Annotated in this window: 22 protein-coding genes; 12 read left to right on the top strand and 10 right to left on the bottom strand. The window is 70.1% G+C overall.

Going from position 1 to position 23,898, the window contains the following annotated elements; translation table 11 throughout:
* Positions 1 to 2: 2 nt before the first annotated feature.
* Positions 3 to 2,516: a cytochrome c oxidase subunit I gene (gene ctaD, locus EBE87_RS02545; RefSeq protein WP_120638298.1), complete on the bottom strand. Its 2,514-nt coding sequence runs from the start codon at positions 2,514 to 2,516 to the stop codon at positions 3 to 5.
* Positions 2,513 to 3,484, bottom strand: coding sequence for a cytochrome c oxidase subunit II (gene coxB / locus EBE87_RS02550; RefSeq protein ID WP_233560015.1), 972 nt, complete (start codon positions 3,482 to 3,484; stop codon positions 2,513 to 2,515). Before coxB ends, ctaD begins: the two co-directional genes overlap by 4 nt.
* A 156-nt stretch (positions 3,485 to 3,640) precedes the next feature.
* On the opposite strand from coxB, the gene EBE87_RS02555 reads away from it, so the two are divergent.
* The 4 genes from EBE87_RS02555 to EBE87_RS02570 are packed head-to-tail and all read left to right on the top strand — an operon-like array spanning position 3,641 to position 6,060.
* Complete coding sequence (locus EBE87_RS02555; RefSeq protein WP_120640522.1) at positions 3,641 to 4,048, top strand: DUF983 domain-containing protein; 408 nt, start codon at positions 3,641 to 3,643, stop codon at positions 4,046 to 4,048.
* A 40-nt stretch (positions 4,049 to 4,088) separates the two neighbouring features.
* Positions 4,089 to 4,781 carry a phosphoribosyltransferase gene (locus EBE87_RS02560; RefSeq protein WP_120640521.1) on the top strand — a complete coding sequence of 231 codons (693 nt, stop codon included), beginning with the start codon at positions 4,089 to 4,091 and terminating at the stop codon, positions 4,779 to 4,781.
* Positions 4,781 to 5,137 carry a DUF423 domain-containing protein gene (locus EBE87_RS02565; RefSeq protein WP_120640520.1) on the top strand — a complete coding sequence of 119 codons (357 nt, stop codon included), beginning with the start codon at positions 4,781 to 4,783 and terminating at the stop codon, positions 5,135 to 5,137. The genes EBE87_RS02560 and EBE87_RS02565 overlap by 1 nt, the downstream gene beginning before the upstream one ends.
* A complete protein-coding gene (locus EBE87_RS02570) occupies positions 5,134 to 6,060 on the top strand; it encodes an SAM-dependent methyltransferase (protein WP_120640519.1) in 927 nt (308 codons plus the stop codon). Before EBE87_RS02565 ends, EBE87_RS02570 begins: the two co-directional genes overlap by 4 nt.
* A 75-nt stretch (positions 6,061 to 6,135) precedes the next feature.
* Here the strand turns inward: EBE87_RS02570 and EBE87_RS02575 are convergent, their stop codons facing one another.
* The 3 genes from EBE87_RS02575 to EBE87_RS02585 form a co-directional block, all read right to left on the bottom strand.
* Positions 6,136 to 6,447: a hypothetical protein gene (locus tag EBE87_RS02575; RefSeq protein WP_120640518.1), complete on the bottom strand. Its 312-nt coding sequence runs from the start codon at positions 6,445 to 6,447 to the stop codon at positions 6,136 to 6,138.
* Positions 6,448 to 6,843: 396 nt separating this feature from the next.
* The gene (locus EBE87_RS02580) at positions 6,844 to 9,135 is read right to left on the bottom strand and encodes an NADP-dependent malic enzyme (protein ID WP_120640517.1); all 2,292 of its coding nucleotides are present in this window, start codon (positions 9,133 to 9,135) and stop codon (positions 6,844 to 6,846) included.
* 198 nt (positions 9,136 to 9,333) lie between these two features.
* Entirely contained in the window at positions 9,334 to 9,921 is a 588-nt protein-coding gene (locus EBE87_RS02585; RefSeq protein WP_158601033.1) for a fasciclin domain-containing protein, read from the bottom strand.
* Positions 9,922 to 10,164: 243 nt separating this feature from the next.
* Between EBE87_RS02585 and EBE87_RS02590 the strand changes: the two genes are divergently transcribed.
* The 7 genes from EBE87_RS02590 to EBE87_RS02620 all read left to right on the top strand — a co-directional run bounded on the left by EBE87_RS02590 (position 10,165) and on the right by EBE87_RS02620 (position 16,606).
* Complete coding sequence (locus tag EBE87_RS02590; RefSeq protein ID WP_120640515.1) at positions 10,165 to 10,491, top strand: hypothetical protein; 327 nt, start codon at positions 10,165 to 10,167, stop codon at positions 10,489 to 10,491.
* A 134-nt stretch (positions 10,492 to 10,625) separates the two neighbouring features.
* Positions 10,626 to 11,006, top strand: a complete 381-nt coding sequence (locus tag EBE87_RS02595; RefSeq protein WP_120640514.1) for a (2Fe-2S) ferredoxin domain-containing protein — start codon at positions 10,626 to 10,628, stop codon at positions 11,004 to 11,006.
* Positions 11,007 to 11,139: 133 nt separating this feature from the next.
* Positions 11,140 to 12,453: a tRNA uridine-5-carboxymethylaminomethyl(34) synthesis GTPase MnmE gene (gene mnmE / locus EBE87_RS02600; RefSeq protein ID WP_122139859.1), complete on the top strand. Its 1,314-nt coding sequence runs from the start codon at positions 11,140 to 11,142 to the stop codon at positions 12,451 to 12,453.
* A 23-nt stretch (positions 12,454 to 12,476) separates the two neighbouring features.
* Entirely contained in the window at positions 12,477 to 14,342 is a 1,866-nt protein-coding gene (gene mnmG, locus EBE87_RS02605) for a tRNA uridine-5-carboxymethylaminomethyl(34) synthesis enzyme MnmG (protein ID WP_120640003.1), read from the top strand.
* The gene (rsmG, locus tag EBE87_RS02610) at positions 14,339 to 14,959 is read left to right on the top strand and encodes a 16S rRNA (guanine(527)-N(7))-methyltransferase RsmG (protein WP_408887693.1); all 621 of its coding nucleotides are present in this window, start codon (positions 14,339 to 14,341) and stop codon (positions 14,957 to 14,959) included. The genes mnmG and rsmG overlap by 4 nt, the downstream gene beginning before the upstream one ends.
* Positions 14,946 to 15,767: a ParA family protein gene (locus EBE87_RS02615; protein WP_120640004.1), complete on the top strand. Its 822-nt coding sequence runs from the start codon at positions 14,946 to 14,948 to the stop codon at positions 15,765 to 15,767. Before rsmG ends, EBE87_RS02615 begins: the two co-directional genes overlap by 14 nt.
* The gene (locus EBE87_RS02620) at positions 15,764 to 16,606 is read left to right on the top strand and encodes a ParB/RepB/Spo0J family partition protein (protein WP_120640005.1); all 843 of its coding nucleotides are present in this window, start codon (positions 15,764 to 15,766) and stop codon (positions 16,604 to 16,606) included. Before EBE87_RS02615 ends, EBE87_RS02620 begins: the two co-directional genes overlap by 4 nt.
* Before the next feature lie 84 nt (positions 16,607 to 16,690).
* Here EBE87_RS02620 and holA read toward each other — a convergent pair whose 3' ends face one another.
* The 5 genes from holA to EBE87_RS02645 all read right to left on the bottom strand — a co-directional run bounded on the left by holA (position 16,691) and on the right by EBE87_RS02645 (position 22,939).
* On the bottom strand, positions 16,691 to 17,728 hold the full coding sequence (holA, locus tag EBE87_RS02625; protein WP_120640006.1) for a DNA polymerase III subunit delta: 1,038 nt from the start codon (positions 17,726 to 17,728) through the stop codon (positions 16,691 to 16,693).
* A 2-nt stretch (positions 17,729 to 17,730) separates the two neighbouring features.
* Positions 17,731 to 18,297 carry an LPS assembly lipoprotein LptE gene (lptE, locus tag EBE87_RS02630; protein ID WP_158600989.1) on the bottom strand — a complete coding sequence of 189 codons (567 nt, stop codon included), beginning with the start codon at positions 18,295 to 18,297 and terminating at the stop codon, positions 17,731 to 17,733.
* Complete coding sequence (gene leuS, locus EBE87_RS02635; RefSeq protein WP_120640008.1) at positions 18,263 to 20,887, bottom strand: leucine--tRNA ligase; 2,625 nt, start codon at positions 20,885 to 20,887, stop codon at positions 18,263 to 18,265. Before leuS ends, lptE begins: the two co-directional genes overlap by 35 nt.
* 137 nt (positions 20,888 to 21,024) lie before the next feature.
* Complete coding sequence (locus tag EBE87_RS02640; RefSeq protein WP_120640009.1) at positions 21,025 to 21,546, bottom strand: DUF3576 domain-containing protein; 522 nt, start codon at positions 21,544 to 21,546, stop codon at positions 21,025 to 21,027.
* 148 nt (positions 21,547 to 21,694) lie between these two features.
* Complete coding sequence (locus EBE87_RS02645; RefSeq protein WP_120640010.1) at positions 21,695 to 22,939, bottom strand: porin; 1,245 nt, start codon at positions 22,937 to 22,939, stop codon at positions 21,695 to 21,697.
* 272 nt (positions 22,940 to 23,211) lie between these two features.
* Here EBE87_RS02645 and EBE87_RS02650 point away from each other — a divergent pair, with 272 nt between their 5' ends.
* Positions 23,212 to 23,889, top strand: a complete 678-nt coding sequence (locus tag EBE87_RS02650; RefSeq protein WP_120640011.1) for a YggS family pyridoxal phosphate-dependent enzyme — start codon at positions 23,212 to 23,214, stop codon at positions 23,887 to 23,889.
* Positions 23,890 to 23,898 lie beyond the last annotated feature (9 nt).

Consider the following 23,898-nt stretch of genomic DNA (forward strand, 5'->3'; position numbering starts at 1 on the left):
CCTCAGGCCAGCAGGGGGAAGAGGGCGGTGACGGCCAGGGTGACCGCACCGGTGATGGCGGCGAAGTGCCAGTAGAGCACCACGTTGTGGATATCGATGTCCCAGCGCGTGGTCAGCTTGCCGGCGAAGGAGCGCGCCATGCAGTAGCCTTGCATCACCACGCCGAGCGCCAGATGCAGCGCCGCCCAGATCAGCAGCACCCAGACGGCGGCGGGATAGACATGGGTGGTGGGCGCCAGCCCGGCCTGCCAGGGGGCCCAAAGCATGGCCGCGGCACTGCCCAGCGCCGCCAGGACGCCGATGCCGAGGCCGAGGCGCAGCCCCGTCGCGCTGCCGGCGGTGTTGCGCGCCCGGGCCCAGAGCATGGCGCCCCAGGCCAGGGCCAGCAGCCCGAAGGCCACGGCCGGCCAGAGCAGGCCGGGGCCCATCGGCGCGCCATCCGGCGCCAGGGGCGGGAAGACCTCGTGGATGGTCCAGTAGTAGAAATAGCTGAAGACCAGGCTGGCGAAGGCCGTCATGTCGCCGAACATGGTGATGAACATGGCCCACCAGCCGACCGACTGGGTGCCGGAGACATAGAGCGACAGGGTGAGGCCGCGCCCCACCATCTTCTCCTCCTTCTCCGGGATCATGGCGGTGCCGCGCCACAGCCAGGTCATGATGCCGAACATGCCGGCGATGCCGAAGCCCAGCGCGGTCCAGTAGAGGTGGTAGGTGGTGGCGATGAAGCTGCCGCCGATCAGGATGGCGCAGATCATCGGCATGAAGCTGTTGCCGGGCACCCGCAGGCACTGGATGGGGTGGCTGTCCAGCACGGAGGTGACCATGGTCTCCCGCTGGCCTTCCTCGGCATCGGGCAGGTACCAGCGGCCTTCGTCCACCTCGCGCGGCAGGTCCGGCTGGTCCCAGAGCGGATAGCGGGAGGCGACCTCGGGCACGCTGCGCACGCCATAGGTCGGGCCGGGCAGGGCGTTCAGCCATTCCAGCGTCCCCGCGTTCCACAGGTTGCGCGGCGCCTGCTCCCGCCTGCGGAAGCCCCAGAGCAGGTCCCAGGCAAACAGCAGCACGCCGGCGGCGAAGATGAAGGCGCCAAGGGTGGAGACGAGGTTCAGCCAGTCCCAGCCGATGCCGGTGGGATAGGTGAAGACGCGGCGGGGCATGCCGCGCAGCCCGGTGAAGTGCATCGGCATGAAGCCGATGTTGAAGCCGGCGAACATGAGCCAGAAGACCCATTTGCCGAGGCGGTCGGAGAGCTTCCTCCCCGTCACCAGCGGCACGTAGTAATAGGCCCCGGCCAGCAGCGGCAGCAGCATGCCGCCGATCAGCACGTAGTGCAGGTGCGCCACCACGAAGTAGCTGTCATGCGCCTGCCAGTCGAAGGGCGCGATGGCGACCATCACGCCCGTCAGCCCGCCGATGACGAAGATGGCGAGCGATCCGGCGGCGAAGAGCATCGGCACCGTGAAGACCACGCGCCCCGCCAGCATGGTGGCGATGAAGACAAAGATCTGCACGCCGGTCGGGATGGCCACCGCCTCGGAGGCCGCCGAGAAGAAGCCCAGCGAGATGGCCGGCAGCCCCGTGGTGAACATGTGGTGCACCCAGAGCCCGAAGCTCAGGAAGCCGGTGCCCACGGCGGCCAGCACGATCCAGGAATAGCCGATGATCTTCCGGCGGGCGAAGGTCGGCACCAGCATCGCCATCAGGGCGATGGAGGGCAGGAAGATGATGTAGACCTCGGGGTGGCCGAAGATCCAGAAGAGGTGCTGCCAGAGCAGCGGGTCGCCGCCGCGCGCGGGGTCGAAGAAGGGCCAGTCCGCCATCCGCTCCAGCTCGAAGAGGATGTCGCCGGCGATCAGCGGCGGGAAGGCGAAGAGGATCATCCCGCCCACGATCAGCACGTACCAGCAGTAGAGCGGGATGGTGTTGATGCGCATGCCGGGCGGGCGGCACTTCAGCACGCCGACGATCAGCTCCACCGCGGCGGCGATGGAGGCGACCTCGATGAAGGAGAGGCCGAGCAGCCAGATATCGGCGCCGATGCCGGAAAGCTTCGGGTCGGTGGTCAGCGGCGGGTACATGAACCAGCCGCCGTCCGGCGCGGCATTGAAGAAGATCGAGCCACACACAAAAACGCCGCCGATCAGGAAGCACCAGTAGCCGAAGGCCGAAAGGCGCGGGAAGGGTAGGTCGCGCGCCGCCAGCATGGTGGGCAGCAGCAGAATGGCCACCGCCTCGAAGATCGGCACGGCGAAGAGAAACATCATCGCCGTGCCGTGCAGGGTGAAGAGCTGGTTGTAGAGCGGCGCCGGGATCAGCGTGTTGTCCGGCACCGCCAGCTGCGCCCGCACCAGCAGCGCCAGGGCGCCGGCGAAGAGAAAGAAGCCGAAGGCGGTCAGCGTGTACCAGCGCCCCACCTCGGTATTGTTCACCGCCGACCAGTAGCGCCAGCCGGGCGGGGAGGCCCAGACGCGGTTGAGCCGTTCTTCCTGTTGCTCGCGCAGTTGCTCGCTCATCGCAGCGATCCCAGCCAGGTGGCGATGGCGGCGCTCTCGGCCGGCGGCAGCATGCCGAAGGACGGCATGCGCGCGGCGGGCTTGATGGCCTGCGTCTCGCGGATGAAGCGGTCGATATTCTCGGGGCTGTTGGGCAGGATGCCGGCGGCGATGGTGGGCCGCGCGCCCAGATGCGTCAGGTCCGGCCCGACGCGCCCGGCCGCCGCCGTGCCGCGCACGGTGTGGCAGGCGCCGCAGCCGCGCGCGAGGAAGAGCGCCGCGCCTTCATCGGTGCTGGCCGCGGCCGCGCCGGCCTCGCGCTCCACCCAGGCGGTGAAGGCCTCGGGCTCCATCACCTCGACCGACATGGCCATCAGGGCATGGGATGCGCCGCAGAACTCGGCGCAGGCGCCGCGGAAGCGGCCGGTCTGCGTCGGCTCCAGCACCAGGCGGTTGGTGGTGCCGGGGATCATGTCCATCTTGCCGCCCAGGGACGGAATCCAGAAGGAATGGATTACGTCCTGCGCCGTCAGCAGGAATTCGGTGCGGCTTCCTACCGGCAGGCGGACCTCGTTGGCCGTCTCGAAGCGGCGGCCGTCGGGCAGCACGTAGCGCACGCGCCACCAGAACTGCTGGCCCTCCACCTCCACCCGCAGTCCATCGCCCGGGGCGCGCAGCACGGGCATCAGCCGCAGGCCGAAGACCAGCAGCGCCGCCAGCAGCAGCGTCGGCAGCAGCGCGCCGCAGACCAGGATCAGCCGCGCCGCCCGCCGCGCGGGCCAGGGCTGCTCACGCCGCCGACTGGCATAAAAGGACAGGCCCACCACCAGCACCCAGAGCACCAGGCTGGCGCCGGCCATCCACCAGAAGAGCTGGGAAACCGCTTCCGCCTCATGCCCCGCCGGGTCCAGCGCCGATTGCGGGCCATCGCAGGCGGCCAGCGCCAGTGGCAGCAGCCATGCTCCCCGCCTGCAAAACTCCCGATGCACCCGAAAACCCCCGCAACCACTCCTCGCGCCAACGCGAGGTCATCGGGCAGGTTGCAGGAAATTTATCTTTGCCGGGGCTGGAGGTCTGGTGCGTGACCTCTGGCGGGGCCAAGGCATTCCACATCCGCCACATTGCGGAAGCGGAGGATACCGACCATGGCCGAGACGCCCGAACACCGGCTGCCACCGGGTGAGACCCCCATGTCCCTGGGCATCCGCGGTCTCTGCCCGCGCTGCGGCAAGGGGCATATCTTCGCGGGCTTCCTGAAGCTGGCGAAGCGCTGCGACCACTGCGGCCTCGACATGTCCTTCGCCGACCCGGCAGACGGCCCGGCCTTCTTCGTGATGTCCATCGTGGCCGTGCCGGTCACCATCTTCGCCATCTGGCTGGAACTGGGCTACGAGCCGCCCTTCTGGGTGCATCTGCTGACCACCTTCCCGCTGCTGATTATCTCCTCCATGCTGCTGCTGCGGCCCTTCAAGGGCTGGCTGGTCTGCTCGCAATACATCAACAAGGCCGAGGAAGGCCGCTTCGGGCCCCGCCAGCCGCCACCGCAGGCATAGAGCACTGGCATCTTGCCGCGCGCTGTGCCATCCGCGCCGCATGGAACAGGCCCCCGAGTTCTGGCAGCGCTACGAGGCCGCGCCGCTGCCGCCGCCCTTCACGGCGGCCGCCCCGGCCGCCATGCCGGACGGGCGCTGGCTGCACCTGCCGCTGCGCGACTACGGCGCCGTGGCGGTGACCGGCTTCATCGCCAACCAGGCTTCCTTCAGCGTGCTGCGGCCGATCTGCGCCTGGATGGCGGAGGCCGCGCGGGACCTCGGGGCCGAGGTGGTGGTGGGCCTGCCGACGCTGGGCCATGTCTTCGGCGCGCCGGTGGCCGAGGCGCTGGGCCATTCCAACTGGGTCGCCCCCGGCTATTCGCGCAAGAAATGGTACGAGGAGGCGCTCTCGGTGCCGACCTCCTCTTCCACCGCGCCGGATGCGCGGCGGATGTGGCTGGACCCGCGCCTGCTGCCCCGCCTGCAAGGCCGCCGCGTGCTGCTGGTGGATGACGTGATCAGCACCGGCTCCTCCGCCCATGCCGGGCTGGCGCTGCTGGGCAAGGCGGGGGTGCGGCCGGTCGGGCTCTGCGTCGCCATGGCGCAGGGGGACCGCTGGCGCGTGGAATGGCCGCAGGACGTGCCGGTGGCCGCCGCCTTCGCCACCCCGCTGTTCCGCCGGGTGGAAGGCGGCTGGATGCCGGACGAGGCCACGCGCCCCGCCATCCGCCTGCCGCTGCGGGAGGCCGCGTGATGGACCGCCTGTGGCTGGTGCTGGGCGCGCTTTCGGGCGGCGTGGCGGTGGGGCTTTCCGCCTGGGCGGCGCATGGGCTGGACCCGGCGCAGGCGGCACTGGCCTCCAGCGCCCTGACCATGCAGGGCTGGCACGCGCTCGCCCTGCTGGCCACCGGGCTGCTGGCGGAACGGCGGCGCGGCTGGCTGGTGCATCTGGCCGGCGGCGGCTTTGTTCTCGGCGCGCTCTGCTTCTGCGGCGCGGTGTGGTGGCGGACGCTGACCGGCGGCTCGCTGGGCAGCGTGGCGCCTTTCGGGGGAACCCTGTTGATGCTGGCCTGGCTGTTGCTGGCCCTGGCGGCGGGGCGCCGCGCATGACGCCGCGCAGCGCCTATCTCGCCGCCGAGGGTTTTGAGCGGGAACTGGAAGAGGAACTGCGCCGCGCCGGCGTCGGCATCGCTGCCTGGCACGGGCTGCTGGCGCTGTCCGAGGCACCGCCGGTGCCCGCCGCCTGGGCGCTGGATACCTGGACCGACCCGCGCGAGATGCCGGTGGCCTCCATCAAATCCGCCGCCACGGCGCTGCGTGGCATCCAGCGCAACTGGTCGCTCTATGCCGCCGCCTTCCACCGCCGCGCCGCATTGATCGAGGCGGCGCTGCCGCCGGTGAAGGCGCGGCCGCTGCATTTCCCGGAACCGGCCCCCACCGGCCACCTGGGTGGCTGGACGCTGCTGGCGCCGGACCGGATGCTGGCCAGCCCGACCAAGACCAGCCCCTTCCTGAACGGTGCCGTGCGCTTCGAGGAGGACCGCGAGGGCCCACCCTCCCGCGCCTATCTGAAGCTGTGGGAGGCGCTGACGCGCATCGGCCGCTGGCCCGGCCCGGGGGAGACGGTGCTGGATCTCGGCGCCGCGCCCGGTGGCTGGACCTGGGCGCTGGCGCAACTGGGCTGCGAGGTGGTGGCGGTGGACAAGGCGCAGATGGACCCTGGCGTGGCCGCGCTGCCCAATGTCATCATCCGCACCGAAAGCGCCTTCGGGCTGGAGCCGGAGAAGCAGCCGGCGGTGGATTGGCTGTTCAGCGACATCATCTGCTACCCGGCCCGGCTGCTGGGGCTGGTGCAGCGCTGGATGGATGCGGGCCGCGCCCGCAATTTCGTCTGCACCCTGAAGTTCCAGGGGGAGACCGACCACGACACCGCCGCAGCCTTCGCCGCCATTCCCGGCGCGCAGGTCTTCCACGGTGCCCATAACAAGCACGAGCTGATGTTCTGCCTGCTGCGGGACACGCCCGCCGCATAACGCAAGGGCCGGCCCCCTGATGGAAGGCCGGCCCTTGCGGAACGAAGCGGCCGAGGCCGCCGTTAGTTTGAGGCCTTAGCGATAGGCCAGGACCTGCTGCGCCTGGTCCATCGACAGATAGGCCACGTTGCCCTCGCTGCCGCCGACAAAGACCGGGATGCCGGCCGAACGCTCGACGAAGCGGCTGTCGATATGGGCGATCTGCTGGCTCTCGCCCTGGCCGGCCACGCGCACAGCGCCGCCGCCCACGATGTTGCCGGTGTAGCCGGCGGGGTAATGCACTTCGAATTGCTCACCCTGGTTGATGACCTGCAGCTCCTGCGCCTGGGCGGCACCGGCGAGGCCGGTCATCAGGAGGGCGGCGGACAGAATGGCGGAACGGAACATGATGTAGACCTTTTCGACTGGGAGAGGCTCATCGCCTCTGTTGCTTCGATATCTATGCGTTCGAAGCGGTACTTCCCAATCAGTCATGCAAATTCCAGGTATTCGTTCCAACGATGATCATGCATCGTAAACATGGCATGATGAAATTTATGCTTTGGTTGCATGGCCTTGTCTACCCAGGCAGCCCTGCATGGTGAGGCACGGAAAAGGCCGGGAAGCGATTTTCCCGGCCTGATGCCGCCCGGAGGCGCCTTGCCCCCAGCATCATAACGATTTTTCTGGATATCCTGGGCGCAGGTTGCCCTTTCCAGGCCTCTATCGCGCTGCTGCCACCGCCCCGCCAATTGCGCAGGGCGATGGCCGGTATTCGCGCTGGCGATCACACGGCCGGCGAGCTCAGTCCTTCATCACCGCGCCATGTGCGGCGAAGCAGGCCATGTCCAGGATCTGGTTGACGCTGGCGCCTGTGTTGGCGATCTGCACCGGATGCTCCAGCCCCACCAGGATCGGGCCCAAGGTGGTGGCGCTGGTCAGGCGCGGCACTGCCTTGGACAGGATATGGGCGGCATGCAGCCCCGGCATCACCAGCACATTGGCCGGGCCGCTGAGGCGGCAGAAGGGGTAGAGGGCGCGCAACTGCGGGTCCAGCGCCACATCGGCACCCATCTCGCCGTCGTATTCGAAGTCCACCTCACGGCTGTCCAGCAGCTTCACCGCCTCCCGCACCGGGCTGACGATGGTGCCGCCGGGGGCGCCGAAATTGGAGAAGGACAGGAAGGCCACACGCGGCTCCAGCCCCATCCGGCGCGCGGCGGCGGCGGCACCCTTGGCGATCTGCGCCAGGGTTTCGGCATCCGGCCGCTCATGGATGGCGGTATCGGCGATCAGCGTGGTGCCGGCGGTGCGGCTCAACATCACCGTCAGGCCGAAGAGCGCCCGGCCAGGAATGGTGTCCACCGCGCGCGTCACGCCTTCCAGCGTCACGCTGAAGGAACGGGTGACGCCGCTGACCATGGCATCCGCATCGCCCAGCGCCACCATGCAGGCGGCAAAGACATTGCGGTCCTGGTTCACCAGCCGCTGGCAGTCACGGAACAGCAGCCCATTGCGCTGCTGCCGCGCATAGAGCCATTCGGCATAGCGCAGGTTGCTGTGGGAGAGGCGGGCATTGTGGATCTCGATGCCTTCGGGCAGCGGGATGCCCAGCGCGGCCACGGTCTCGCGCACCCGCTCCTCACGCCCCACCAGCACCGGGGTGCCGTAGCCGGCGTTGCGGAAGGCGATGGCGGCGCGGATGACCTTCTCTTCCTCGCCCTCGGCGAAGACCACCTTCTGCGGATTGGCGCGCACGCGCTCCGTCACCGCTTCCAGCGCCACCATGCCGGCATCCAGCCGCCCCGCCAGGCCGCGCACATAGCGCTGCATGTCCGGGATCGGCTTGCGCGCCACGCCGCTGTCCATCGCCGCCTTGGCCACGGCGGGAGAGACGCGGGAGATCAGGCGCGGGTCGAAGGCATGCGGGATGATGTAGTCGGAGCCGAAGCGCAGGCCGGAACCGCCGCCGGCGCCCGCCACTTCCTCCGGCACATCCTCCCGCGCCAGCATCGCCAGCGCCTCGGCGGCGGCGATCTTCATGGCCTCGTTGATCGTGCTGGCGCGCACATCCAGCGCGCCGCGGAAGATGAAGGGGAAGCCCAGGACGTTGTTGACCTGGTTGGGGTAGTCCGAGCGACCGGTGGCCACGATCACGTCGGGGCGCACGGCGCGGGCCTCGTCCGGCGTGATCTCGGGGTCCGGGTTGGCCATGGCGAAGATGATGGGGTTCTTGGCCATGGAACGCACCATGTCGGGCGTGACCGCGCCCTTCACGGAGAGGCCGAAGAAGGCATCGGCGCCTTCCAGCGCCTGAGACAGCGTGCGGCGGTCGGTGGAGACGGCATGGGCCGACTTCCACTGGTTCATGCCCTCGGTGCGGCCGCGGTAGAGCACGCCCTTGGTGTCGCACATCAGGATGTTCTCGGGCCGCATGCCCATGGCCTTCACCAACTCGGCGCAGGCGATGGCGGCGGAGCCGGCACCGTTGATGACGAGCTTGGTGTCCTTCAGCTCCCGCCCCGTCAGGTGGCAGGCATTGATCAGCCCGGCGGCGGCGACGATGGCGGTGCCATGCTGGTCATCGTGGAAGACCGGGATGTCCATCAGCTCGCGCAGGCGCTGCTCGATGACGAAGCATTCCGGCGCCTTGATGTCCTCCAGGTTGATGCCGCCGAAGGAAGGGCCGAGGTAGCGGACGGAATTGATGAAGGCGTCGACATCCTCGGTGTCGATGCAGAGGTCGATGGAATCGACATCGGCGAAGCGCTTGAACAGCGCCGCCTTGCCTTCCATCACCGGCTTGCCCGCGAGTGCGCCCAGGTTGCCCAGGCCCAGCACGGCCGTGCCGTTGGAGATGACGGCGACCATGTTGCCCTTGGCCGTGTAGTCATAGGCCAGGGACGGGTCGCGGTGGATGTGCAGGCAGGGTTCGGCGACGCCGGGGGAATAGGCGAGGCTGAGATCGCGGGCAGTGGTCAGCGGCTTGGTGAGCCGGATCTCCAGCTTGCCGGGCTTGCCCTCGGCATGCAGGGCCAACGCCTCTTCGGCGGTAATGCGGGCAGTTCGGGTATCAGGCGCGCGGGCGTCGTCCATGGACCTCAGACTTCTTACAGAAATGAGAGGTCCATCATGATCCCGGCAGCCGCGCAGGGCTAGCCAGCCGCTTCGCAGGTGCGGCATCGCACCGGGATGGGCGCGATGACACAGGCGGCCGGCTGACACAGTGGTGATGACGGCACGGCCAAAGGCCGGCCGGTGGTGGCCTGCCCATGCGGGCAGGCCGGGCCGGGATCAGGGCAACAGCATGTTGTCGATGCCGTGCACGACGCCGTTGCTGGCCATCAAGTCCGGCATGATGATCCGGGCCGGCGGCTGCAGGTTCTGCCCGCCGGCGCCGGTGCCGAAATTGCTGCCGGCGCCGCCGGAAGCCTTCACCACCGCGACCGTCGGGGGCGTGCTGCGGCCATCCAGCCGCAACAGGCCGCCGTTGATGGAGGGCACGTCGCGCACCGTGCCGGTCAGGCTCTGGGTGGTGCTGACGCCGGCCACCATGTGGTGGGTCAGCAGCGCGCCCAGCCGGAACTGGTCGGCGGCGCCGGCCTGATTGCCGGATTCGGTGCCCAGCAGGTCCTGGATCAGGGCCGGGTGGCGGTCGATAGCGGCATTCACCGGCACGAAGAGCGTCAGGTCCTGCGTGCCGCGCAGCCGCACCAGCTCGCCGCCCCGCTGCGCCAGCTCCAGGAAGCGGGAGAACTGCGGCACGCCGGCCAGGGTATTGGCGATGTCGCTCATGGATGGGACCTGCGCGCGCAGCACGGCAGGGGCGGCGAGCGTCGCACCCAGGGTGGCACCCAGAAGGGTGCGGCGATGGATCGTCATGAAGAAACTCCTCGGCGGTTCTTGCAGTCGTGAACTGGGAAAAATTCTTGGCCCCGGCTGCGCCCGCCGCTGTTGCACGGCGCATGCTGAGCTGTTGCGGCCTAGCAACGCCACGCCCGGCACCGGGTTTCCGCTGCGTAAGCGCTGCATTTTTTCCAGGAGCGTGGAACCCAGGCCGGGTGGCAGCGTTGTCGGAAGCACGGCCGCATCGAAGCGGACCATGACCGTTAGGGAGTTCTCACTATGCGCCAGCGTGCGATCCTGTCGACCATTGCCGCCTCTGCCCTGATGCTGGGCCTCGCGGCCTGCGACAACACCAACAACTCCGCCACCCGCGCCGCGGATCGCGCCGCCGGCACCAATACCTCCGGCGCCTATCCGTCCCAGTCCGATGGCACGAGGGCCAACCCGCCCGGCACCGAGACCACCCGCGCGCTGGACCGCGCCGCCGGCACCAACACCTCCGGCGCCTATCCGTCCCAGTCCGACGGCACGCGCAACAACCCGCCCGGCACCGCCGCCGGCCGTGCGCTGGACCGCGCCACCGGCAACAGCTCGACCGGCTACTGATCTCAGCCGGGCTCACCAGCCCGACTTGCTTCAGGAGGGCCGCCCGGGATCACCGGGCGGCCCTTCGCGTTTCCGCCGGCAGCATGAGGAGGCGGGCGGTGCTACTCTCCGTGCCTTGCCAAGGAGAATGCCGCATGGCCGATATCGAGCCTCCGCCCGAAGCCGATCCGCCACCCTGGTTCCAGGCGCATGTCTTTGTCTGCTGCAACCGTCGGCCCGAGGGGCACCGGCGCGGCTCCTGCGCCGCGCGGGGCAGCGAGGCGCTGAAGGACTACATGAAGGCCCGCGCCAAGGAGCTTGGCCTGAAGGGCGTGCGGGTGAACACCGCCGGCTGCCTGGACCGCTGCGAATTCGGCCCCACCATCGTGATCTATCCAGAAGGCATCTGGTACCGCGCCGAGACGCGGGATGATGTGGATGAGATCCTGACGGCGCATCTGGTGCGCGGCGGCCGCGCGCGGCGGCTGATGCTGACCGAGCGGGACGTGCCGCCCCCCAAGCCGCCCAAGGACTAGGCAGGCCGCCGCCGCCGGTTGCCAGTGGCGCCGGAGCGGCCCACATCCCGCGCCATCCAGCCCGGCCGCGCGGGGAGGGGGCGGCGCGGCCTCCCGCCGCCACGGCCCTGGGCTTCCACGCGAACGGAGCAGCATGACCGATACCATCTTCGCCCTGGCTTCCGGCGCCGGCCGGGCCGCCATCGCGGTGCTGCGGCTGTCCGGCGCCGGCTGCGGCACGGTGCTGCAACGGCTGGCCGGGCCATTGCCCCAGCCCCGCATGGCCAGCCTGCGCCGCCTCCGCGCCCCCGCCAGCGGCGAGGTGCTGGACGAGGCGCTGGTGCTCTGGTTCCCCGGCCCACGCAGCTACACGGGTGAGGATTCGGCGGAACTGCACCTGCATGGCGGCCGCGCGGTGCTGGAAGGCGTCAGCGCCGCCCTGCTGGATTGCGGCGCCCGCCCGGCGGAGCCGGGGGAATTCACCCGCCGCGCCTTCCTGAACAACCGGCTGGACCTGACGGCGGCGGAAGGCATCGCCGACCTGATCGATGCCGAGACCGCCGCGCAGCGGCGGCAGGCACTGCGGCAGGCCGGGGGCGCGCTGGCGGAGCGCTATGCCGGCTGGGCCACGCGCCTGACCCGGCTGCTGGCCCACCAGGAAGCCGCCATCGAATTCGCCGAGGACGGGCTGCCCAACAGCCTGGAAGACGAGATGCGCGCCGCCGCCGCCGCCCTGGCCGCCGAGATCCGCCGGCATCTGGACGACGGCGGGCGGGGCGAGCGGCTGCGGGAAGGGCTCTGGGCCGCCATCCTGGGCGCGCCCAATGCCGGCAAAAGCTCGCTGCTGAATGCCCTGGCGGGGCGGGAGGCCGCCATTGTCTCCGCCACCGCTGGCACCACACGGGACGTGGTGGAGGTGCGGCTGGAACTGGGCGGCGTGCCGGTGCTGCTGGCCGATACCGCCGGGCTGCGGGAGACGGCGGACGAGATCGAGGCCGAGGGCGTGCGGCGGGCGCGGCGGCGGGCGGAGGAAGCGGACCTGGTGATCGCGGTCTTTGCCGCCGATGTGCCGCCGGATGCCGGCACCCTGGCCATGGCGGCGCCGGGCACGGTGGTGGTGGCCAACAAGGCCGACCTGGCGCCGGCCCCGGCGGAGATCGGCGGCGTGGCGCCGCTGGCGGTCTCGGCCCGCAGCGGGGAGGGGCTGGATGCCCTGCGGGAAGCGCTGGCGGCGGCGGCCACCGCCCGGGCCGGGCTTTCGGCGGAAGCGGGGCTGACGCGCCCCCGCCACCGCGCGGCGCTGACCGAGGCCGCCGCCTGGCTGGACGAGGCGGTGGCGGCGCCGCTGCCGGAACTGGCCTCCGAGGCGCTGCGCGCAGCGGTGCGGTCGCTGGGGCGGCTGACCGGGCGCGTCGGCGTCGAGGATGTGCTGGACGTGGTATTCGGGGATTTCTGCATCGGAAAATGACGCGGGGGCGGTATATCCCTGCCATGCGCGACATGACATTCGATGTGGTGGTGGTGGGCGGCGGCCATGCCGGCACCGAGGCCGCCGCCGCGGCGGCCCGCTGCGGCGCCCGCACCCTGCTGCTGACCCACAAGCTGGAAACGCTGGGCGAGATGTCCTGCAACCCCGCCATCGGCGGCGTGGGCAAGGGGCATCTGGTGCGCGAGATCGATGCGCTGGACGGGCTGATGGGCCGCGCCGCCGATGCCGCCGGCATCCACTTCAAGCTGCTGAACCGCAGCAAGGGTCCGGCGGTGCGCGGGCCGCGCGCCCAGGCGGACCGCAAGCTCTACCGGCAGGCGGTGCAGGCGCTGCTGGCGGAACAGGCCAACCTGACCATCCGCGCCGTGGCGGCGGAAGGGATCGAGCGGGATGCCGCCGGGCGCATCCGCGCCGTGCTGACGGCCGATGGCGCACGCATCGCCTGCGGCGCCCTGGTCATCACCACCGGCACCTTCCTGCGCGGCGAGATCCATATTGGCGAGACGCGCATTCCGGCGGGGCGGGTGGGGGATGCGCCCTCGGTCGGGCTGGCCCTGGCCATCGAGGCCCTGGGGCTGCCGATGCGCCGGCTGAAGACCGGCACGCCGCCGCGCCTGGATGGCCGGACCATCGACTGGGCCAGCCTGGAGATGCAGCCGGGGGACGAGGCACCGGAGCCGCTCTCCTGGCTGACCGAGCGCATCACCAACCCGCAGGTGCAATGCGGCATCACCTCCACCACGCCGGAAGGCCATGCGCTGATCCGCGCCAACCTGCACCGGGCGCCGATCCATTCCGGGCAGATCCAGGGGGTGGGGCCGCGCTACTGCCCCTCGATCGAGGACAAGGTGGTGCGCTTCGCGGAGCGGGAGCGGCACCAGATCTTCCTGGAGCCGGAGGGGCTGGACGACCCCACCATCTACCCCAACGGCATCTCCACCAGCCTGCCGGAGGATGTGCAGCGCGCCTTCATCGCCTCCATTCCCGGGCTGGAAAAGGCTGTCATCCTGCGGCCGGGCTATGCCATCGAATACGACCATGTGGACCCGCGCGCCCTGGCGGCAACGCTGGAGGTGCGGGAGGTGCCGGGGCTGTTCCTGGCCGGGCAGGTCAATGGCACCACGGGCTATGAGGAAGCCGGCGCGCAGGGCCTGCTGGCGGGGGTGAACGCGGCAGCCCTGGCGGGCGGCGGCAAGCCGCGCAGCCTGTCGCGCACCGAGGCCTATCTCGGCGTCATGGTGGACGACCTGACCTTGCAGGGTGTCAGCGAGCCCTATCGGATGCTGACCGCCCGGGCCGAGCACCGGCTGGCGCTGCGCGCCGACAATGCCGGGCTGCGGCTGACGGAGACCGGCATCGCCTGGGGCTGCGTCGGGCCGGAGCGGGCGGCGAAGCACCGCCGCTTCGCTGGCGAGGTGGCCGATGCCCTGGCCCGCGCCCGCGCCGAGGGCGGCACCCCGGCTGGCCTGCAGGCGGCCGGCATCGCCATCAACCAGGATGGCCGCTGGCGCTCCCTGCTGGAGGTGCTGGCGCTGCCGGAACTGGATGCCACGGCACTGGACCGTGTCTTCCCCTGGCTGGCGGAGCTGCCGCGCGGCGTGCGGACGCAGTTGGAGGCGGAGGCGCTCTATGCCCCTTACCTCCAGCGCCAGGCGGCGGAGCTGCGGCTGATCGAGCGGGAAGAGCGGGCGGCCATTCCGGCCGGGCTCGATTTCTCCGCCGTGCCGGGCCTCTCCAACGAAATGCGGCAGCGCCTTGCCGCCGCCCGCCCGGCCACCCTTGGTGGCGCCGGGCGTGTGGCCGGGGTGACGCCGGCGGCACTGGCCGCGCTGGCCGTGCATCTGAGAAAGGCGGAACGTTCCACGTGAAACAGGACCTGATGGAAGCCCTGCCCCCTGCTGTCGTTTCACGTGAAACGGAAGCCCGTATCGAGGCCTTCGTGCCGCTGCTGCTGCGCTGGAACGCCCGCATCAACCTGATCGGCCCCATGACGGAGGCCGTGGTGCGGCAGCGCCATGTGGCGGATTCGCTGCAACTGCTGCCGCTGGTACCGCCGGGAGAGGGGCCCTTGGGCGACCTCGGTAGCGGTGGCGGCTTTCCCGGCCTGGTGCTGGCCATGGCGCTGGAACGGCCGGTGCACCTGGTGGAATCCGACCGCCGCAAGGCCGCCTTCCTGCAAACGGCCGCCGCCGACCTGGGGCTGCGCCATGTTCAGGTACATATCGACCGTATCGAGGCCGTGACATTGCCGCCGCTCGCCGTGCTGACCGCCCGCGCGCTGGCGTCGCTCGAGAAGATGCTGCCCTGGGCCGAGCGCCTGCTGGCACCGGATGGCGTCGCCATCTTCCCCAAGGGCCGCACCGCCCTGGAGGAGATGCAAGCCGCCGCCCCGGGCTGGACAATGTCCGCCGAGCGGTTCAAGAGCAGCACCGACGCCGACGCCTCCATTTTCCGCCTTTCCAGGATTCGCCGTGCCGGGGCCTGACCGCACACCACGCCGTATCGCTCTCGCCAACCAGAAGGGCGGGGTGGGCAAGACCACCACCGCCATCAACCTGGCCACCGCCCTGGCCACGCGCAAGCGCGTGCTGGTCATCGACCTCGACCCACAGGGCAATGCCTCCACCGGGCTCGGCCTGCCGCGTGCTGGCCGGGGCGATGGCAGCTACGCCCTGCTGGTGGGCGAGCGCCCACTGGCGGAGTTGATGCTGCCCACCAAAGTTCCTAACCTGTTCCTTTTGCCGGCGGATAACGATCTGGCCGGCGCCGAGATCGAACTGGTGGGCATGGAGAACCGCGAGCGCCGGCTGCGGCAGGCGCTGGATGCGGCGGCGGAGACGCTGGCGAAGTTCGACTTCATCCTGATCGACTGCCCGCCCTCTCTGGGCCTACTGACGCTGAATGCGCTGGTGGCCGTGCAGTCGGTCATGATCCCGCTGCAGACCGAGTTCTTCGCGCTGGAAGGCGTTTCGCAGATCACCCGTACGATCGAGCGGGTGAAGCGCGTGCTGAACCCGACGATCAGCCTGGATGGCATCGTGCTGACCATGTTCGACCGCCGCAACAACCTGTCAGAACTGGTGGCGAACGATGTCCGCGCCTTCTTCCGCGACAAGGTGTTCGAGACGGTGATCCCGCGCAACATCCGAGTCAGCGAGGCACCGTCGCACGGCCTCCCGGTGCTGCTCTACGACATGAAATCCACCGGTGCGCAGGCTTACATCAAGCTGGCCGCCGAGCTGCTGCGGCGTGAGCGCGCCGCCGCCAAAGCCGCCGGAGCGCAGCAGGCATGAGCGGACGCAAACCCTCCCGGCTCGGCATGGGCCTTTCTGCCCTGCTGGGCGACCAGCCGGCGGCACCCACCGGCGGCGCCCCCCGCACCCTGCCGGTGGAGGCGCTGGAACCCGGCCCCTTCCAGCCGCGCGGCCCCATCGACCAATCCGGGCTGGCGGAGCTGGCGGCTTCCATCCGCGAGCATGGCGTGCTGCAGCCGATCCTGGTGCGCCCCAAGCCCGGCGCCCCGGGCAGCTACCAGATCATTGGCGGAGAGCGCCGCTGGCGCGCCTCGCAGCTGGCGCAGAAGCATGAGGTGCCGGTGGTCGTCCATGAGTTGGACGACCGTGCCGCCATGGCGGCATCCCTGGTGGAGAACCTGCAGCGCGAGGATCTGAACGCGCTGGAGGAAGCCCAGGGCTACCGCCGCCTGACAGATGAATATGGCCTGACCCAGGAGCATCTGGGCCGCGCCGTGGGCAAGAGCCGCAGCCATGTGGCCAATACGCTGCGCCTGCTGGGCCTGCCGGACAAGGTGCGGGAGATGCTGGGCCGCGGCAGCCTTTCCGCCGGCCATGCCCGCGCCTTGCTGACCTCTCCCGACCCGGTGAAGCTGGCCGAGCAGGTGGTGACGCGTGGGCTGAATGTGCGGCAGACCGAGGCCCTGGCGGCTTCCGCCGAGCGCCAGCGCCCTGCCAAGGCCGAGGATGCCGATACCCGCGCCCTGGAGCGCGACCTGACGGCCAAGCTGGGCCTGAAGGTCACGGTCCGCCATGGCGGGCGGGGCGGGCAGATCACCATCGGCTACAAGGATCTCGATCAGCTCGATGCGGTGATCCGGCTGCTGACGCCGGGCTGAAGCGGGCCGGGCCAACCGCCCCCGGCAGCAGAAACTCGAAAAAAGAAGAAGGGGCCTGGGGAATTCATTCCCCAGCCTTGCTGCCTATCCGCGCCGCCGCGCCGCCAGCGCCTGCCGAGCCAGCGTCATGATGGCCGCCCGGGCAATGGCCTGGTCCGGGATCGGCCGCGCGGCGGAACTGGACTTGGTGCGCTTCTCCGCTTCCAGCAGCATCTCGCCCGCCTGCGCCAATGCAGCGGCCGACCAGCAGCGCAGCGCCCGCTCGAAGCCCGGCTTGTGGCGGAAGAAGACCGGCGGCCGCAGCCCGTCCAGTGCCGTGCCCGGGCTGGCGCCCTGCGACACCGCCAGGGCGGCCAGATGCAGCCGCTGCACATGGCGCAGCGCCGCGCGCACCACCATCACCGGGTGCGCGCCTTCCGCCAGGGCAGCGTCCAGGGCACGGTCGGCCACTGCCACCTCGCCGGCCGTGGCGGCAATCAGCGCCTCGTCCAGGTCCAGGGTGGAGCCATCGCCGATGCAGGCCAGCACATCCTCCTCGCCCAGCCGGCCGCCTTCGCCGGCATAGAGGGCGAGCTTCTCGATCTCCCGGCGCAGCATCATGCGGTCCTCGCCCATGCGGCCGGCGAGCCATTCCAGGGCAGAGGGTTCGGCGGTGACACCCTGCTCACGCAGCAGGGTGGCGATGGTATTGGCAAGATCGGCGCCGCGCTCCCGGTAGCAGGCGATCACGGCGGCCTCGGGGTGCGGCTCCAGCAAGGCGCGCAGCTTGGCTCGCGCCGGCAGTTCGCCGGCTTCCAACAGCAGCAGGGCATCGCCAGGGGCCGCCAGGGCTTCCTTCACGCCGGCCGCCAGGGCATCGCTGGCGTCGCGCACCCGCACCAGGCGGCGGCCGCCGGTCATTGCCAGGGCGGAAACCTCGGCGGAAAGGGCGCCGGGCTTGGCGGCGGCCTCGCGCGGCAGGTCGGCCAGGCGGAAGGGGTCATCGCCGCCGATCACGGCCTGCTGGATCGCCTCGGCGCGTTCACGCACCAACCCGGCATCCTCGCCGTGCAGCAGCACGGCGCGGGTCGGGCCAGGGTCCTTCAGAAAGGCGGGAAGGCGGCGTGCATCAAGCTTCGCCACCGTCAGCCGGCGTCCTGCCCCCGGAAGCGCACCGCCAGCCGGGTGACGATATCCTCGGCCATCTGGTCCACCAGCCGCGCCAGCATGGCTTCCCGCGCCGCATCGGCGGCGAAGAACTGGTTGTCCGGCAGGTCGAAGGCATCCAGCGCCTGCTCCGTGCCATTGGCGACGGGCTGCGGCGGCACCCCATTGGTGGTCAGCCACCAATTGGTGGTGACGATCCAGCGCGTGCGGGTGGGCAGGCCATCGGGACGGATACCTTCCTGCTCGATGCCGAAAGTGGGGAAGGCTGTCAGGGTGTAGCGGGGCGAGGACTGCCCGCCGATCCAGAGGCGCTGCTGCAAGGCGCGGCGCATCAGCTGGCCGGCGCGGTCCGGGATGAGCGCCACCTCGATGGCGCTCAGTTCCGCCGACGCGGCGCCGCCCGCCGGGCCGGTGCGGCCGTAGAGCGGCTGGAAGCCGCAGCCGGACAGGCCCAGCAGCCCGGCGGTGCCGAGGCCCAGCAGGGCCCGGCGGCCCGGCCGGGACAGGCGGTCAGACAACGAAGTTGACGATGCGTCCCGGGACATGGATGCGCTTCCTGATCGGGCGCCCGGCGATGGCGCGCTGCACGTTCTCATCGGCTTCGGCCTGGGCGAAGATCGTGGCCTCATCCGTACCCACCGGCACGGCGAGCGTGGCCCGCAGCTTGCCCAGCACCTGCACCGCCAGCGTGACACTATCGGCGGCCGCGAGGGAAGCGTCCGATTCCGGCCAGGGCAGCTGCGCCACCAGCATCTTCTCATCCGGCCGCAGCAGCGACCAGAGTTCCTCGGCCAGATGCGGCATCATCGGGCTGATCAGCCGCGTGACGGTTTCCAGCGCCTCGCGCCGCGCGGCGCCATCGGCCTCCGCCGCCGCCTCGATGGCATTGGCGAATTCATGGATGCGGGCGACGGCGACGTTGAAGGCGAAGGTCTCCAGCGCCTCGGTCACGGCCGCAATGGTGCGGTGGGTGGCGCGGCGCAGGTCGCGGCCGGCATCGGCGGCGGGCAGGGTTTCCGGCGCCGGCAGGCTGGCCAGGTTGTTGGAGACCAGCCGGAAGAGCCTCTGCGTGAAGCGGGAGGAGCCGGAGACGCCGGCCTCCGTCCATTCCATGTCGCGGTCCGGCGGGTTGTCCGAGAGGATGAACCAGCGGGCGGTATCGGCGCCGTAGCGGTCGATGATGGCGCCGGGGTCGATGGTGTTGCGCTTCGACTTCGACATCTTGTCGTTGCGCGAAACCGTCACGGCGAGGCCTGTGGCCTTTTCCACTGCGCCCCCATCAGGGGTGGCCTCCACCTCCTCCGGGGACAGCCAGCGGCCATCCTGGGTCCTATAGGAGGCGTGCTGCACCATGCCCTGGGTGAAGAGGCCGGCGAAGGGCTCGGGCGTCTTCAGGTGCCCCATGCCGCTCAGGGCGCGGGTGAAGAAGCGGGAATAGAGCAGGTGCAGGATCGCGTGCTCGATGCCGCCGATATACTGGTCCACCGGCAGCCAGCCATTGGCGGCCTCCGGCACCAGCGGCGTCTCCGCCTTGGGCGAGGTGAAGCGGGCGAAGTACCAGGAACTGTCGACAAAGGTGTCGAAGGTATCGGTCTCGCGCCGCGCCTTGCCGCCGCAATTCGGGCAGGAGACGTGCTTCCAGGTCGGGTGGTTGTCCAGCGGGTTGCCGGGCTTGGCGAAGTCCACGTCTTCCGGCAGCGTCACCGGCAGTTGCTCGGCCGGCACCGGCACGGCGCCGCAGGCCTCGCAATGGATCACCGGGATGGGGCAGCCCCAGTAGCGCTGGCGGGAGACGCCCCAGTCGCGCAGGCGCCAGTTCACCACGCCCTGGCCGGCGCCCTTGGCCTCCAGCGCGTCGATGGCGGCGCGCTTGGCGGCGGCGCTGTTCAGCCCGTCCAGGAAGTCGGAGTTATAGAGGGTGCCGTCCTCGGTATAGGCGGTCTTGCCGATGCGGAAGGTCGCCGGGTCCTCGCCGGGCGGCAGGATGACCGGCGGCACCGGCAGGTCGTATTTGCGGGCGAAGTCCAGGTCGCGCTGGTCGCCGGAAGGGCAGCCAAAGATGGCGCCCGTGCCGTATTCCATCAGCACGAAATTGGCGATCCAGACCGGGAAGGTCTCGCCGGTGAAGGGATGCTTCACCCGCAGCCCGGTATCCATGCCGCGCTTCTCGGCCTGCTCGATGGCGGCCTCGGAGGTGCCGAGGGAACGAACCTCGGTGATGAACTCGGCGATCTTCGGGTCACGCGCGGCGGCGGCGGCGGCCAGCGGATGCTCGGCGGCGACGGCCAGGAAGCTCATGCCGAAGAGGGTGTCAGGGCGGGTGGTGAAGACCTCCACCTGCTCCATGCCCTCGACCGGCGTGGCGAGGTCGAAGCGCACCCGCGCGCCCTCGCTGCGGCCGATCCAGTTGGCCTGCATCAGCCGCACGCGTTCCGGCCAGCGCTCCAGCCCATCGAGGGCAGAAAGCAGTTCCGGCGCGAACTTGGTGATGGAAAGGAACCACTGGGAGAGCTTCTTCTTCTCCACCAGCGCGCCGGAGCGCCAGCCGCGCCCGTCGATCACCTGCTCATTGGCCAGCACGGTATTGTCCACCGGGTCCCAGTTGACCCAGCTTTCCTTCCGCTCCGCCAGCCCGGCCTTCATGAATTCCAGGAAGAGCTTCTGCTGCTGGCCGTAGTAGGAGGGGTCGCAGGTGGCGAATTCACGCTCCCATTCCAGCGACAGGCCCATGCGCTGCAACTCGGCGCGCATGGCGGCGATGTTCTGGTAGGTCCACTTGGCCGGATGCACGCCGCGCTCACGCGCCGCGTTCTCGGCCGGCAGGCCGAAGGCATCCCAGCCCATCGGGTGCATCACCTGATGCCCACGCGCCCGCTTGTAGCGCGCCACCACGTCGCCCAGCGTGTAGTTCCGCACATGCCCCATGTGGATCTTGCCCGAGGGGTAGGGGAACATCTCCAGCACATAGTATTTCGGCCGCGTGCCATCCGGGACATCCGGAGAGCGGAAGCAGCCCTGCGCCGACCAGGCTTCCTGCCAGCGCGGCTCGGCCTTGGCGAAGTCATAGCGCGCCGGCTCGGCACGCTGGCTGCCAGGCTCGCTGGAAGAACGGGAAGGGGTCACGGCGTCATTCATGGACACGGGCGATCGATCTGCTCAGGCAATACGGAAAACAGGCATAGGCGCCCGGCGCCGCGATGGGAAGGGCAAGCCCGGCAGGGCTGGCCCTCCCCCTTCAGGCATCTTCCGCGGGCCCTCAGGGCCCCGCGGCGTCAGCGCGCGGCGGTGGAAAGGCTGCGCAGCTCCCGCGCACGGGCCAGCACCTGGTTCTCCAGGTCGGTGGCGGTGCTGGCGGAGGCGGGGGCATCGATCCAGCCGCCGCCCTGGCGCACCTGGCGGAACACCGTCACCCGCACGCCATCGGAGCGGAGCTGGCGGCCCAGGATATAGGCCGTGGCGCGGAAGCGCTCATCCGGCGAGGCCGGGGGCGCGTACCAGTCGGTGATGATGACGCCGCCGAAGGGGTCGGCCGAGGAGAGCGGCAGGAAGGACAGCGTGTCCAGCGTGGCGCGCCAGAGATAGGCGTTCACGCCCAGCCCGGCCCCATCCTGGTCGCCGCTGCCGCGTTGGGAGCGGTCGGTGCCCAGGAGCAGGATACCATCACTGCCACCCAGCCGGCCCTGCACGCGGGCGCGGCGGCTGTCATCGTAATATTCGTCATTACCCACGGGGCGGCCATAGCCGCAGCCGGCGAGGACGGGGAGGAGCAGCCCGAAGGCGAGGAACTTGCGCATGGCTGCCGCACGATAGGGGGGCGCGGTTTTCAATCAAGAGCAAAAGCGGCAAGGCGGCCCGAAGTCACAAATAGAAGCCATGGCGCCGCCCAAAGAAAAAGGCGACGGGTTTCCCCGCCGCCTTTCCGCAGCCTGTGATCCGGAAGGATCAGAAGGCGAGGCGGGTGCCAACCAGAACGACGTCGGCCTTGGTGGTGTTGTTGGCGGCGCCAACGCGGCCGGTGGCGAAGTCGAAGCCGTCTTCGTGGCGCTTCAGGTTGGTGTACTCGGCCACCAGCTGCAGGCCCGGGGCCAGGGTGTAGTTGGCACCGACCGACCAGATGCGGTCGTTGCGCGCGCTGGTGGTGATGGTCTGGTTGCCCGCGCCGCGGGTGTTGGCGAAGTTCGCGCCAACGGTCAGGCCAGCGATGGTGTAGGAGGCGCCGAGGAAGACCGTCTGGAAGCCACGGGTATCCAGGCGCTCGCCGGGGGTCGGGCGGCTCAGCAGGCCGAGGCCAATCGCGCCGTCACCGAAGGTGTAGTTGCCGCCGACCAGGAAGCCGTAGGCGGTTCCCTGCAGGCCGAAGGAGAAGGCGTCCATGCCCTTGGCGGAGGGGCCGTCGATGTTCTTGGTGGCATCGGCGCCGATGTAGCCCGCATTGGCCTGCAGGCCCACGCCGGCGAAGCTGCCGCGGTAGCGGATGGCGGCCTGGCGCTCGTTGCGGAAGCGCGCGTTGGTGCCGGTCAGGCTGTAGGAATAGGCGTTGGCGCGGTCGCAGGCCGGCGCCACGGCGTCGGTGGTGCAGCCGGTGTCTTCGCCCTCGCCGTTGTTGAAGGCGAAGGAGGCGCCGAAGTCGAAGCCGAAGAACTGCGGCGAGGTGTAGATGACCTTGGTGCTGTCGGCCAGGTAGCCGCCGGCAATGTAGGTCGGGCGGTTGTTGGCGCCGATCACGTTGTCGCCCCAGTCGCCGTCGACGCCGCCCGTGCCGAAGTTGGTCACGAAACCGGTCAGCATCGCGCCGAGCACCACGCCGTCCTCGTCACCGAAGCGCAGCTGGCCCATCGTGGGCGAAGCCACCCAGACGTACATCTCGTCGGTGTCCAGCTGGGTCTTGCTGGAGGTGTTGGAGGTGGCGCCGCGGTTGTAGTCCACCTGCAGCTCGATCGTGGAGCCGTAGGTCAGGCCGTTGGCGGCCTTGCCTTCAACGATCACATGCACTTCGGCGTCGGAGGCGAAGTCGGACTTGCCCGTACGCACGGTGGCGGTGGAGGCGTTGTCCTGGTCGGTGAAAGAATAGTTGAAGCGGAAGTAACCACCCACGCGGACCGTCGGCGCCTGCTGAGCAGCAGCTTCACCAGGCCCGAACAGTGCGGCAGCAGCCACCGCGGTGGTCGCCAGCAGAATCTTGCGCATCCCAATAACCTCCTCACGCGCCGGTGCGTACCGGCTGTTCCCGCGGCTCGGCCTGTCCCCCTCGACAGACCTGCCCGTTGCCGATCGACACCGGGTGAAGCCCAGGCGGGACTATGGTTCAGCCAAGAGAAGGGGAGCAATGGTTCGTGAGGCACCAACGCGACATCAGCGAGACACTGTGGCGCCGGTGCAACATCGCCACAGGTCTCAAGGCCTTGGCGGGCGCTCCAGACGCTTGAGCACGGGTGGCTGCGCCCTTACCGTCAGGAATCATGACCCCGATTGCTTCTGCCCTGGAACGAATCCAGGACCGCATCGCCGCCGCCTGCGCCGCCGCCGGGCGTCGGCCGGAGGAGGTGACGCTGGTCGCCGTCTCCAAGACCCACCCGGCCGAGTCGGTGGCCGAGGCCCTGGCCGCCGGGCAGCATGTCTTCGGCGAGAACCGGGTGCAGGAAGCTGCGGCCAAGTTTCCTGCGCTGCGCCCGGCGCATCCCGACATGCGCCTGCACCTGATCGGCGCCCTGCAGACCAACAAGGCGCGCGACGCCGTGCGGCTGGCCGATACCATCGAGAGCCTGGACCGTCCCCGCCTCGCCGCCGCCCTGGCCGATGCCATGATCAAGGAAGGGCGCCGCCCGCGCCTGCTGGTCCAGGTGAATATCGGCCAGGAGCCGCAGAAGGCCGGTATCGCGCCCGAGGCCGTGGACGACTTCCTGGCCCTGTGCCGGGAGGAGCATGGGCTGGAGATCGCCGGCCTGATGTGCATCCCGCCCGCCGAGGATGCGCCAGGCCCGTATTTCACCCGCATGGCCGCCATGGCCTCGCGACTCGGCCTCAGAACCCTATCCATGGGCATGAGCGGGGATTTCGAGGCCGCCATCGCCGAGGGCGCCACCCATGTGCGGGTGGGCACCGCCATCTTCGGGCACCGGCCCTATCCGGCAGGCTAAGTGAAGCAG

The organism is Teichococcus wenyumeiae, from assembly GCF_003696345.1.
Taxonomy (GTDB): domain Bacteria; phylum Pseudomonadota; class Alphaproteobacteria; order Acetobacterales; family Acetobacteraceae; genus Pseudoroseomonas; species Pseudoroseomonas wenyumeiae.